Genomic DNA, 12,236 nt, shown 5'->3' on the forward strand with positions numbered 1-12,236 from the left:
GGTACCGGCGCGGCGGGCCGCCCGGCCCGAGGCGGCGGGTCCGTCAGGGCAGGAGGGCCGCCGCGAGGCGGTCGAGGGCGGGACGGGCGGCGCCCGCGGACGGCGTGTCACCGGCGAGGAAGGCGAAGGCGAGCAGTCTGCCGTCGGCCGACAGCGCCGTACCGGCGAGGGTGTCCACGCCCCTGAGCGTGCCGGTCTTGGCGCGCACGAGACCGCCGGACCCGGCGGCCGCGCGGCCGCTCAAGGTGCCCGTGAAACCCGCGATCGGCAGGCCCGTGAGCACGGGGCGGAGCTCGGGGTGGGCGGGGTCGGCGGCCCGGACCAGCAGCGTGGTGAGGAGTGCGGCCGAGACCTTGTCTGCCCGGTTCAGTCCGCTGCCGTCGGCGAAGCGCGCGCCGGTCATGGGCAGCTTCAGCCGCTTGAGCCGGTCGGTGACCGCGGCCTCCGCCCCGGCGAAGCTCGCGGGGCGGCGCGTGGCGAGCGCGGTCTGCCGGGCCAGTGCCTCGGCGATGTCGTTGTCGCTGTTGGTCAGCATCCGCTCCACGAGCGCCGGGACCGGCGCGGAGTACGTGGCGGCGAGGGCGGGTCCCTCGGCGGGGGCCCGGCCCGGGGTGGGGCCGGAAGCGGTGTTCACACCGCGTTCGCCGAGCAGTCCGACGAAGGCGCGGGCGGCGTCGCCGGCCGGGTCGGCGCTGCGTCGGGCGCTGCCTTCGGTCGAGTCGTCGAGGCGCCCCTCGTTGATCATCAGGGCGGTGACGGGGGCGATGTTGTCGTTCCCGGCACCGATGGGGTGGGTCACCGGACCTTCGTAGAGCGAGGTGTCGTAGGAGAGGCGGACCGTGGTGACGCCCCGGTCGCGCAGGGCTTTGGCGGTCCCGTCGGCGAGGGCCCGCAGCCGGGCCGTGTCGAGCGTGGGGTCCCCGCCGCCGACCAGGGTGACCGCACGGAAGTCGGGGGCGGCGACGACCTTGGTCGGGATGCGGTGCGCGGGGCCGGTGGCGGACAGCACGGCAGCGGCGGTGGCGATCTTGATCGTGGAGGCCGGGGTCATGGCCGTGCCCGCGCCCCGCCCGTACAGCTGCCTGCCGGTGGTGACGTCCACGACGGAGGCGGTGCGCAGCGGACCGAGCCCCGGATCGTCGAGCAGGGGGCCGAGGACCCCGGCCAGGGCGGCGGGCGCGGCGGACGGCGCCTGGGGGGCGCTCGCCGCGGAAAGCACGCCCGGGGCGCTCGGCGCCGGCGCGGGGCCGGGAGCCTCCGCCGCGCCCCGTCCCCGCCCCGCGACCTGGTGATCTGCGCCACCTGCGCGGCCCAGAGCGGCGGCGTGCTCGCGCTCGGCCTTACGCTGACCGTTGTCCCAGGGGCCGGCCGCGGTCACCGCCGCGGCCGCGAAGGCCAGGCCGACCACGGCCGCACCCGCCGTGAGCTGCCACGTTCCTCGGTCGGGCACCATTGACCAGCCCCTTTCGCGATCACACACCTGCGTAGGGGACACTTAATCACTGCGGACAGCCGCGTCACCTACATATGTGTTGATCATGGAGGAGTGCCACCCGTGGAGTTCGACGTCACCATCGAGATCCCGAAGGGGTCGCGGAACAAGTACGAGGTGGACCACGAGACCGGCCGGATCCGTCTGGACCGTCGCCTCTTCACCTCGACCAGCTACCCGGCCGACTACGGCTTCGTCGAGAACACCCTGGGCGAGGACGGCGACCCGCTCGACGCCCTGGTCATCCTGGACGAGCCGACCTTCCCGGGCTGCCTGATCAAGTGCCGCGCCATCGGCATGTTCCGGATGACGGACGAGGCCGGCGGCGACGACAAGCTGCTGTGCGTCCCGGCGTCCGACCCGCGCGTGGAGCACCTTCGGGACATCCACCACGTGTCGGAGTTCGACCGCCTGGAGATCCAGCACTTCTTCGAGGTCTACAAGGACCTGGAGCCCGGCAAGTCCGTCGAGGGCGCCAACTGGGTCGGCCGCGCCGAGGCCGAGGCCGAGATCGAGGCCTCCTTCAAGCGCCTCGAGGCGCAGGGCGGCGCGCACTGACGCAATCCCCGTACACCGGGCCGGGCGGTGCACCCCACGAGGGGTGCGCCGCCCGTCGCATACTGGGCGCGCACACGCGGTACGCGAGCGGGAGGAGCAGGTAGAGCGTGGTGGCGGAGCCGGAAGGTCCCCTCGAGGACCGGAAGCCGCAGTCCGACGAGGCACGCAGCGCATTCATGCCGCCGGAGGGTGTCGATCAGCCGGGACCGCCGGAGGAGGACCATCCCTCCTCCGAGTTCGCCGTCCCCGAGGGGCTGACGACGGAGGCCCCGGCAGATCCCGAGGGCTCTGCGTTCGCACCCCCGGCGACGTACCGCGCGAAGGCGTCCCCGCCCGCCTACACCCCCGCCCACGGCTTCCCGGTGCTCCAGCTGTCCAAGGACGTGCCCTGGCAGGACCGGATGCGCACGATGCTGCGGATCCCGGTCAGCGAGCGGCCGATGCCGGAGCCTGTGCAGCGGCACGACGAGTCGGGGCCGGCGGTGCCGCGCGTGCTCGATCTGACGCTGCGCATCGGCGAGCTGCTGCTCGCGGGAGGCGAGGGCGCGGAGGACGTCGAGGCGGCGATGCTCGCCATCACGAGCGCGTACGGCCTCGACAACGTCGAGCCGACGGTGACGTTCACGCTGCTGTCGATCACTTACCAGCCGTCGCTCGTCGACGACCCGGTCACGGCGAACCGGACCGTGCGCCGCCGGGGCACGGACTACACCCGGCTGACCGCCGTGTACCAGCTGGTGGCGGACATCAGCGGCGACGACCACGAGGTCAGGCTCGACGAGGCCTACCGGCGCCTCGCCGAGATCCGCCGGAACCGGCACCCCTACCCCGGCTGGGTCCTGACCCTCGCCGCGGGCGTCCTGGCGGGCTCGGCCTCCGTGCTGGTGGGCGGTGGCGCGCTGGTGTTCGTCGCGGCGGCGGTCGGCGCGATGCTGGGCGACCGGCTGGCCTGGCTGTGCGCGGGCCGCGGACTGCCGGAGTTCTACCAGTTCGTGGTGGCGGCGATGCCGCCCGCGGCGATCGGTGTGGCGCTGAGCGCCCTGCACGCCGATCTGAGGCCTTCCGCGGTCATCACCGGTGGCCTGTTCGCGCTGATCCCGGGGCGGGCGCTGGTGGCGGCGGTCCAGGACGGTCTGACGGGCTTCTACATCACGGCGTCGGCCCGGCTGCTGGAGGTCGCCTACTTCTTCGTGGCGATCGTCGTCGGCGTGCTCACGGTCCTGTACGTGGGGGTGCAGTTCGAGGCGAACCTCAGTCCGGAGGGGGCGCTGGTCAGCGTCGAGCGGCCGGTGACGCAGATCCTGGCCTCGATGGTGCTGAGCCTGGTCTTCGCCGTACTGCTCCAGCAGGACCGTTCCACCGTGCTCGTCGCAGCGCTCAACGGCGGCGTGGCGTGGGTGATCTACGCGGCGATCGCGGTGACGGCCGACGGCTCGGCCGTGCTGGCGACGGCGGTGGGCGCCGGTCTGGTGGGCCTGTTCGGGCAGCTGCTGGCCCGGTTCCAGCACACGTCGTCGCTGCCGTACGTGACCGCCGCGATCGGCCCGCTGCTGCCGGGCAGCGCCATGTACTTCGGCGTACTGCACATCGCGCAGAACAACATCGACGCGGGCTTCGCCTCGCTGGCGAGGGCCGCGGCGCTGGCCCTGGCCATCGCGATCGGCGTGAACCTGGGTGGCGAGATCGCCCGGGTGTTCCTGCGCAGCCCGGCGGCCGCGGGCCGGCGCCGCGCGGCCAAGCGGACGCGAGGCTTCTGAGACGCGCGTGCCGGGGAGCGTGTCCCCGCACGACGACGCCCCGGCCCTCCAACGGGCCGGGGCGTCGCGTCGAACCGGTCTCAGCGCTTGGCGTGGCGGCCGCGCGCGCCCGTCCCGTCCACCGCCGGGCCCTCGGCCGCGGCCTCCTTCTTGTTCCTGGAGCGTGCGCGCATGAACTCGATCACGATCGGCAGGACCGAGAGGAGCACGATGGCGATGAGGATGGCCTCGATGTTCTTGTGCACGAACTCGACCTTGCCGAGCGCGGCACCGAGCAGCGTCACGCCGGCGCCCCAGAGCACACCGCCGATGATGTTGAACGTGACGAACGAGCGGTAGTTCATCCGGCTCACGCCGGCGATGATCGGCGTGAACGTCCGGACGATCGGCACGAAGCGCGCCAGGACCAGGGACTTCGGGCCGTACTTCTCGAAGAACTCGTGCGCCTTCTCCACGTTCTCCTGCTTGAAGAACCTGGAGTCCGGGCGCTTGAAGAGCGCGGGGCCGACCTTGCGGCCGAAGAGGTAGCCCACCTGGTCGCCGATGATCGCGGCGAGCACGATGAGCGTGCACACCAGCCACAGCGGCTGCTTGATGACGTCGGTCGTCACCAGCAGGCCGGTGGTGAACAGCAGGGAGTCTCCGGGCAGGAAGAACCCGATCAGCAGACCGGACTCGGCGAACACGATGACGAGTACGCCGATCAGCCCGAACGTGGTGATCAGATAGTCCGGGTCCAGCCAGCTCGGTCCGAGCGCAAGGGTGTTCACGAGGTCCGGGCTCCTGTGGTGTGAGTCGTGGGGCGTGGCGCCCAAAGCTATCAACGCATTCTTTCGGGGGCCGGTTCCAGTGCCCCCTCCGGATGCGAGGGGGACGGACGGCCGTGAAGCTGTGCCCATGGGAATCGAGGATTTCGGCGGGGGCCAGGGCCCGCACGCCGATGTGTTGGTCGTCACGACGAACGACGTCCCGGGCTTCCGGGTGGAGCAGGTGATCGGTGAGGTCTTCGGCCTCACCGTGCGGTCGAGGCACCTCGGCAGCCAGATCGGCGCCGGACTGAAGTCGATGGTCGGCGGGGAGCTCAAGGGGCTGACCAAGACCCTGGTGCAGACCCGCAACCAGGCCATGGAGCGGCTGGTCGAGCAGGCGCGGTCACGGGGCGCGAACGCGGTGCTGATGTTCCGGTTCGACGTCTCGGAGGCGGCGGACGTCGGCACGGAGGTGTGTGCGTACGGCACTGCTGCGGTGATCACGCGCGTCTGACGGCGCATCCGCGGCGCGGCCTCGAATGACGCATCATATGGGCGTTTTCTGCCGTTATCGTGAGGCCCGTGACGACGACCGCCCACGCCCCGGTGGCGACCCCGGCCCGGGTGCTGCTGCCACTGATCGTCCCCGCGATCGTCGTCGGCGTCGCCTCGAGTCTGCTGCTGCTCGGCCTCACCGAGCTCTCGCGGCTGCTCAAGGGCGTCCTCTGGGAGCTACTGCCCGACGCGATCGGCGTCGGGCGCTACTCGGTGCCGTGGACGATCGCCGTGCTCACCGGGACGGGCCTCGCGGTCGGGCTCGTGGTGTGGAAGGTGCCCGGGCACGCCGGCCCCGACCCCGCCACGACCGGGCTCGTCGACCCCCCGATGCCCCCCTCGGTGGTGCCCAGCCTGCTGCTGACGGCCGTGCTCGGACTCGCGGGCGGGGTCAGCCTGGGCCCGGAGAACCCGATCACCGCGGCCAACATCGCACTCGCCGCCTGGCTGGGCGGCAAGGCCATGCGGGGGTCCGGCGCGGAACTCTGGGCCGCCCTGGCGGCGGCCGGCACGGTCGGGGCACTCTTCGGAACCCCCGTGGCGGCGGCGCTGATCCTCACCGAGTCCCTGGCCTCCCGCCCCGCGCCCGGCGCGCTGTGGGACAAACTGTTCGCCCCGCTGGTCGCGGGCGGCGCCGGATCGCTGACCACCGTCCTGGTCGCCCATCCCACCTTCGATCTCGACCTCCCCGCGCTGAGCGGATCCCGCTGGGGCGACGTACCGGCCGCGCTCGCGGTCTCCTCGCTCGGCGCGCTGATGGGTATGGCGGCCGTCCGCGTCTTCCCGTACGCGCACGCCGCCTTCCGGAAGCTCGGGCACCCGGTGGCGGCGATCACCGCGGGCGGGCTGGTGCTGGGGCTCCTCGGTGCACTGGGCGGGCAGCTGACCCTCTTCAAGGGCCTGGAGGAGGTGAGGGTGCTGGCGGCGGACCCGTCGGGCTGGTCCTCGGGGCAGTTCGCGCTGATGACCGTCGTCAAGCTCGCAGCCCTCACCATCGCGGCCACCTGCGGCTTCCGGGGCGGCCGGATCTTTCCCAGCATCTTCGTGGGCGTGGCCCTGGGGCTCGGCGTGAGTGCGCTCGTCCCCGAGGTGCACACCACGGTCGCGGTGGTGTGCGCCGTCCTCGGGGTACTGCTGGCGATCACCCGGCAGGGCTGGCTCAGCCTGTTCACCGCGGCCGTCCTGGCCGCCGACGCCCATGTGCTCCCGCTGCTGTGCGTCGCCCTGCTGCCGGCCTGGCTGCTGGTGACCGGGCGGCCCCAGATGCAACTCCACGACGACGGCACCCCACTGCGCTGAAAGGCGATCGGACATGGCACTGCACAAGGTCGGTAGGCATCCTGAGGAGAGCAGGGAACGGCGCAGGCTGTCGCTCAATCCGTTCTACGGGGCGGCCGATCCACTGGGGTCGATGACCCTGGCCCCGCCACAGCACCGGCTGCCGAAAGGTCCGATGGCGCCCGCGACCGCCTACCAGTTCGTGCACGACGAGTTGATGCTCGACGGGAACTCACGGCTCAACCTGGCCACGTTCGTGACGACGTGGATGGAGCCGGAGGCCGGGAAGCTGATGGCGGAGTGCCGCGACAAGAACATGATCGACAAGGACGAGTACCCGCGGACGGCCGAACTGGAACGGCGGTGCGTGGCGATGCTCGCCGACCTCTGGCACGCGCCCGACCCGGCGACCACGGTCGGCTGCTCCACGACCGGTTCGAGCGAGGCGTGCATGCTCTCGGGGATGGCCCTGAAGCGGCGCTGGGCGCAGCGCAACAAGGACCGGTACCCCGGTCCCGGCGCCCGGCCCAACCTGGTCATGGGCGTCAACGTGCAGGTCTGCTGGGACAAGTTCTGCAACTTCTGGGAGGTGGAACCCCGGCTGGTCCCGATGGAGGGCGACCGCTTCCACCTCGACCCGCAGGCGGCGGCCGACCTGTGCGACGAGAACACGATCGGCGTGGTCGCCGTCCTCGGCTCCACCTTCGACGGGTCGTACGAACCGGTCCAGGAGGTCTGCGCGGCGCTCGACGCACTCCAGGAGCGCACGGGCCTGGACATCCCCGTCCACGTGGACGGGGCGTCCGGAGCGATGATCGCGCCCTTCCTGGACGAGGACCTGGTCTGGGACTTCAGGCTGCCGCGGGTGTCCTCGATCAACACCTCGGGGCACAAGTACGGGCTCGTGTACCCCGGCGTGGGGTGGGCGCTGTGGCGTTCGCCCGAGAACCTGCCCGAGGAACTGGTCTTCCGGGTGAACTACCTCGGCGGCGACATGCCGACGTTCGCGCTCAACTTCTCCCGGCCCGGGGCCCAGGTGGTGGCGCAGTACTACACCTTCATCAGGCTCGGCCGCGACGGCTACCGGGATGTGCAGCAGACGACCCGGGACGTGGCCCGGACCCTGGCCGAACGGATCGACTGCCTCGGCGACTTCCACCTGCTCACCCGGGGCGAGGAGCTGCCGGTGTTCGCCGTGACGACGAACCCGGAGGTGAAGAACTACGACGTCTTCGACGTCTCGCGGCGACTGCGGGAATGCGGCTGGCTGGTCCCGGCGTACACCTTCCCGCCCAACCGCGAGGACCTCTCGGTGCTGCGCTTCGTCTGCCGCAACGGCTTCTCGGCCGACCTCGCCGAGCTGCTGCTGGAGGACCTGGAGCGGGCCCTGCCGGAGCTGCGGGCCCAGAGCGCACCGCAGAGCAAGGACAAGGCGGCGGCCACGAGTTTCCACCACTGAGGCACGGCCCGGGGGCGCGGCGGCCGTCCGCGCCCCCGGCGCCCCTCATGCGAGGTCCCCCTCGTGGGGCACGCCCGTGGCGTAGGGGTTCTCCTGCCCCTCCGCGAGAACGGCGACGAAGGGCTCCCCCTCGCCCGCGAACGTGTACGCCCCGCCCTCGATCCGCTCGATCAGCCCGCGCGTCCACTCCGCGCCGGCATCCGCCGAGTGCACCCAGAAATTCATGATCTCGCCGATGTGGCCCAGGGACTCGGTCCCCTCCTCGGGCGTGTAGTACTCGGTGACCGAGGAGCGCCACGCCTCCAGGGAACGCACCCGCTCCCGCAGCAGTTCCACGGCCTCCTGCCGGTCCAGGTCCACGATGAAGCCGATACCGGCCGAGAGGAGGTCCATCTTCTGGTCGTAGGAGGTCAGCGCCTCGCGCAACAGCGAGAAGTACTCCTCGGTGCCGCTCTCGGTGAGCTGGTACTCGGTGCGCGGCGGACCGCCGGCCGTGGAGGGCGCGATCTCGTGGGCGTGCAGCAGTCCCTGCTTCGCCATCTGCTTGAGCGCGTGGTAGATCGACCCCGGCTTGGCGTTCGACCACTCGTGGGCGCCCCAGAACTCCAGGTCGTTGCGAACCTGGTAGCCGTGCGCACGCCCGTGCTGGCGCACCGCCCCGAGGACCAGAAGCCGGATCGCCGACATGCGCGCACCTTCCTATTCAACTTTGACTAGTGCCGCATCGCAAAGGGCCGTCCCCTCGCGACGGGGCGAACGCAGCCCGATGCGGCACCAGGGTACGCGCCCGGAGGGCGCCCACGAGGCCGGGCGCCCTCAGAGCCTCCACCGGTACTTGTCGCCGCCGACCCAGCGCACCAGCGCGGGGTCGTCCAGATCCACGCGGTGCCGGCCGGACTCGTGCGCCATGCTGATCACGTCGACCATGTCGTGCGCGATCCCGACCGTCCGGCCCTCGATCTCCACCACCCGGAACGGCGGATCACCCGGCTGGACGGGCAGGACGACGATCGGGGCCACTCCTGGTGCGTCGCTCATGGTTCAAGGGTGTGGCACGGGCCCGCCTCCCGCACGAGGGGCGCGTCGCCCGCGACCGGCTACTCGCCCGGGGTCCCGCCGCTCTCGAGCGCGACGAGGTCGAACGCGCCCTTGCCGTCCAGCGACTCGCGGACGATGTCCGCATGGCCCGCGTGCCGGCCGATCTCCTCGACCAGATGCAGCATCATCCAGCGCATCGACACCGTGCCCTCCTTGGGGAACCACGGCGCCTCCGGCAGCGGGAAGGTGTCGTCCAGGCTGGGCACCGAGCGGATGAACTCCTCGGTCTCCTTCGCCACGCCGTCCCAGAACGCCAGCGTCCCCGCGACGGTCTCGCCGTCGAGGAGGCGGAAACCGTCGTTCCACGACTTCTCGTCGCGCTGCCGCTCGTTCGGCCTCCGCTGTGCCATGCGCAGCCAGGAGAGCTCACACTCGGCGACGTGCTTGAGCAGGCCGGAGAGCGTCAGTTCGCTCGCGCTGGGGCGGCTCGCCGCCTGCTCCTCGGTCAGCCCGAGCACTGACCTGCGGATCGCGCCGCGCTGGGCCTCGACGAAGTTCAGCAGGGCTCCGCGCTCATCGCCGTGGGCTTCCGCGGGAACGTGAGTGACCATGGTGTCCGCCTTCGGATCGGGACGGGGTGGGCCGCCGTTCGCGCCCCCTGACACCCTCACGCTACGGAGCATTTAGGTCGGTTTCTGTCCTTGAGGCCGGGGCGAACGGAAGAATCCACCGCCGCGCCCCGGCCTCCGTGACCGGAAGGGGCACCCGGACGGGACCCGGGAAGGGGAAGGGGCCTCGGAACTGGGGGAAGGGCCCCGGACAGGGGTCCTCAGAAGGGGAAGACCGAACGGCCCCGCTGCACCGAGATCCACTTCTGGGTGGTGAAGACCTCGACCATCGCCTCGCCGTTCAGCCGCCCGAGGCCGGACGACTTCTCGCCGCCGAACGGCACGATCGGCTCGTCGTGCACGGTCGAGTCGTTGATGTGGATCATCCCGGTGTGGATCCGCTGGGCCAGCGCCACCCCGCGCTCGATGTCACCGGTGTGCACGGCGCCGCTGAGCCCGTACGGGGTGTCGTTGGCGATCCGGACCGCCTCCTCGTCCCCCTCGAACGGGATGAGGAGCACCACCGGGCCGAAGATCTCCTGGGACAGCAGGGGCGAGTCGGCCGCGAGGCCGGTCAGCACGGACGGGGCGACCACGTTGCCCTCCGTCCGGCCCCGCAGCAACGCGGTCGCGCCGGCCTCGACGGACTGCTCGACCAGGCTCGACACGGCCTCGGCCTGCCGGGAGTTGATCAGGGGGCCGATGTGGGTCTCGGGGTCGGCCGGGTCGCCCACCTTCAGGGTCTGCACCTTGGCGACGAGCTTCTCGGTGAACTCCTTCTCCACCCTGCTGTCCACCAGGATGCGGTTGGCCGCCATGCAGACCTGGCCCTGGTGGACGTACCGGCTGAAGACCGCGGCGTCGACGGCGTAGTCGATGTCGGCGTCGTCGAGCACGATGAAGGCGCTGTTGCCGCCCAGTTCGAGGACGGCGTGCTTGAAGTTGGCCGCGCAGACGGTGGCCACGTGCCGGCCCACCCGGTCGGAGCCGGTGAAGGAGATGACCTTGGGCACGGGGTGCTCTATCAGCGCGTCGCCGATCTCCGCGATGTCGGTGATCACCACGTTCAGCAGTCCGGGGGGCAGGCCCGCGTCCTCGAAGACCTTGGCGACCAGGGAGCCGCCGCAGATCGGGGTGTTCTGGTGCGGCTTGAGGACGACGGCGTTCCCGAGCGCCAGCGCCGGCGCGACCGACTTGACCGACAGCAGGAACGGGAAGTTGAACGGGCTGATCACACCCACCACACCGACCGGCAGCCGGTAGACCCGGTTCTCCTTGCCGTCCACCGGGGAGGGCAGGATGCGGCCCTCCGGGCGCAGCGACAGCTGGATCGCCTCGCGCAGGAACTCCTTGGCGAGGTGCAGTTCGAAGGCCGCCTTCAGCCGTGTGCCGCCCAGTTCGGCGACGATGGCCTCGGCCATCTCCTCCTCGCGGTCCTCGATGATCCTCAGGGCCCGCTCGAAGACCGACCGGCGCGCGTACGGGTTGGTGGCCGCCCACTCCTTCTGCGCGCGCTCCGCGGCGCGGTACGCCTGGTCCACCTCGCCGGCCGTGGCGACGGTGATCGAGGCGAGCTTCTCCTCGCTGTACGGGTTGAAGTCGATGATGTCCCAGGAACCGCTGCCCGGGCGCCATTCGCCATCTATGTACTGGAGTGCCAGGTCGCTGAAGAAGGAGGACATGGGATCCCTTACCGGCCGCGGGAGCAGGGGCGTGTGCAGTTACCAGTCGGACTGATGTCGCGTCATCCTACTTGCCGGTCACGTGAGTTGGAGGAGTCCTCGGAGAAGGTCCCGACTCTCGTCCGGGCCGGGGCTGTCCTCCTGCAGGCGCTCCATCACCCGCTCGTACTGGGCGACCTCCTCGCGCTTGTCGAGGTACAGCGCGCTCGTCAACTGCTCCAGGTAGACGATGTCCGAGAGGTCCGACTCCGGGAAGCGCAGCATCGTGAAGGACCCGGACTCGCCCGCGTGGCCGCCGAAGCTGAACGGCATGACCTGGAGCGTGATGTTCGGCTGTTCCGACACCTCGATGAGATGCCGCAACTGGCCCTGCATCACGGAGCGGTCCCCGTAGGGGCGGCGCAGTGCCGCCTCGTCCAGGACGGCGTGGAAGCGGGGCGCACGCTCGGAGACGAGCGCCTTCTGGCGCTCCAGCCGCAGCGCGACCCGGCGGTCGACCTCGGCGGCCGGCGCGCCGGGCATGCCGCGCTCGACGACGGCGTGGGCGTACGCCTCGGTCTGCAGCAGCCCGTGGACGAACTGCACCTCGTAGATCCGGATGAGCGAGGCGGCGCCCTCCAGGCCGATGTACGTCTGGAACCAGCCGGGCAGCACATCGCCGAAGCTGTGCCACCAGCCGGCCACATTGGCCTCCTTGGCGAGCCCGAGCAACGAGGCGCGCTCCGCCTCGTCCGTGACGCCGTAGAGCGTGAGGAGGTCCTCGACGTCCCTGGCCTTGAAGCTCACCCGACCCAACTCCATGCGGCTGATCTTGGATTCGGACGCACGGATCGAGTAGCCCGCCGCCTCACGGGTGATGCCGCGCGATTCCCGAAGGCGCCTCAGCTGCGAGCCCAGCAGGATGCGGCGCACCACTGACCCTCCGCCGGGACCATCGGCCCGGGGGTAGCCCCACGACTCCACTGCGGTCACGTCTCCAACCCTCCCCATCGCCATCGGTTCCCGGAGTGCCCCCGAACCCCGGAGCCCCGGATTCTGCCACCAAAACGCTTCACCCCGT

Annotated in this window: 12 protein-coding genes; 5 read left to right on the forward strand and 7 right to left on the reverse strand. The window is 71.2% G+C overall.

Going from position 1 to position 12,236, the window contains the following annotated elements:
• Positions 1-43 precede the first annotated feature (43 nt).
• On the reverse strand, positions 44-1,453 hold the full coding sequence (gene dacB / locus O7595_RS14315) for a D-alanyl-D-alanine carboxypeptidase/D-alanyl-D-alanine endopeptidase (RefSeq protein ID WP_269729074.1): 1,410 nt from the start codon (positions 1,451-1,453) through the stop codon (positions 44-46).
• Positions 1,454-1,555: 102 nt separating this feature from the next.
• Here dacB and O7595_RS14320 point away from each other — a divergent pair, with 102 nt between their 5' ends.
• Both O7595_RS14320 and O7595_RS14325 read left to right on the forward strand, forming a co-directional pair.
• Entirely contained in the window at positions 1,556-2,050 is a 495-nt protein-coding gene (locus tag O7595_RS14320; RefSeq protein ID WP_017949744.1) for an inorganic diphosphatase, read from the forward strand.
• 107 nt (positions 2,051-2,157) lie between these two features.
• Entirely contained in the window at positions 2,158-3,807 is a 1,650-nt protein-coding gene (locus O7595_RS14325; protein WP_269729075.1) for a threonine/serine ThrE exporter family protein, read from the forward strand.
• Positions 3,808-3,887: 80 nt separating this feature from the next.
• On the opposite strand, the gene O7595_RS14330 is transcribed toward O7595_RS14325, so the two are convergent.
• Positions 3,888-4,577 carry a DedA family protein gene (locus tag O7595_RS14330; RefSeq protein ID WP_269729076.1) on the reverse strand — a complete coding sequence of 230 codons (690 nt, stop codon included), beginning with the start codon at positions 4,575-4,577 and terminating at the stop codon, positions 3,888-3,890.
• Between the two features lie 127 nt (positions 4,578-4,704).
• Between O7595_RS14330 and O7595_RS14335 the strand changes: the two genes are divergently transcribed.
• The 3 genes from O7595_RS14335 (at position 4,705) to O7595_RS14345 (ending at position 7,848) form a co-directional block, all read left to right on the forward strand.
• Positions 4,705-5,070 carry a YbjQ family protein gene (locus O7595_RS14335; protein WP_269729077.1) on the forward strand — a complete coding sequence of 122 codons (366 nt, stop codon included), beginning with the start codon at positions 4,705-4,707 and terminating at the stop codon, positions 5,068-5,070.
• 110 nt (positions 5,071-5,180) lie between these two features.
• On the forward strand, positions 5,181-6,410 hold the full coding sequence (locus O7595_RS14340; RefSeq protein WP_269732486.1) for an ion channel protein: 1,230 nt from the start codon (positions 5,181-5,183) through the stop codon (positions 6,408-6,410).
• Positions 6,411-6,423: 13 nt separating this feature from the next.
• The gene (locus tag O7595_RS14345; protein ID WP_269729078.1) at positions 6,424-7,848 is read left to right on the forward strand and encodes a glutamate decarboxylase; all 1,425 of its coding nucleotides are present in this window, start codon (positions 6,424-6,426) and stop codon (positions 7,846-7,848) included.
• Positions 7,849-7,893: 45 nt separating this feature from the next.
• On the opposite strand, the gene O7595_RS14350 is transcribed toward O7595_RS14345, so the two are convergent.
• The 5 genes from O7595_RS14350 to O7595_RS14370 form a co-directional block, all read right to left on the reverse strand.
• A complete protein-coding gene (locus tag O7595_RS14350; protein ID WP_269729079.1) occupies positions 7,894-8,535 on the reverse strand; it encodes a PadR family transcriptional regulator in 642 nt (213 codons plus the stop codon).
• Between the two features lie 129 nt (positions 8,536-8,664).
• Positions 8,665-8,886 (reverse strand): hypothetical protein, encoded by a 222-nt coding sequence (locus O7595_RS14355; protein WP_269729080.1) that lies wholly within the window; start codon positions 8,884-8,886, stop codon positions 8,665-8,667.
• Between the two features lie 59 nt (positions 8,887-8,945).
• Complete coding sequence (locus O7595_RS14360; protein WP_269729081.1) at positions 8,946-9,497, reverse strand: DinB family protein; 552 nt, start codon at positions 9,495-9,497, stop codon at positions 8,946-8,948.
• 218 nt (positions 9,498-9,715) lie between these two features.
• On the reverse strand, positions 9,716-11,176 hold the full coding sequence (locus tag O7595_RS14365) for an aldehyde dehydrogenase family protein (protein WP_269729082.1): 1,461 nt from the start codon (positions 11,174-11,176) through the stop codon (positions 9,716-9,718).
• Positions 11,177-11,254: 78 nt separating this feature from the next.
• Positions 11,255-12,088 carry a helix-turn-helix domain-containing protein gene (locus O7595_RS14370; RefSeq protein WP_269732487.1) on the reverse strand — a complete coding sequence of 278 codons (834 nt, stop codon included), beginning with the start codon at positions 12,086-12,088 and terminating at the stop codon, positions 11,255-11,257.
• Positions 12,089-12,236: the final 148 nt, after the last annotated feature.

Source organism: Streptomyces sp. WMMC940 (assembly GCF_027460265.1).
In the GTDB taxonomy this organism is placed as follows: domain Bacteria; phylum Actinomycetota; class Actinomycetes; order Streptomycetales; family Streptomycetaceae; genus Streptomyces.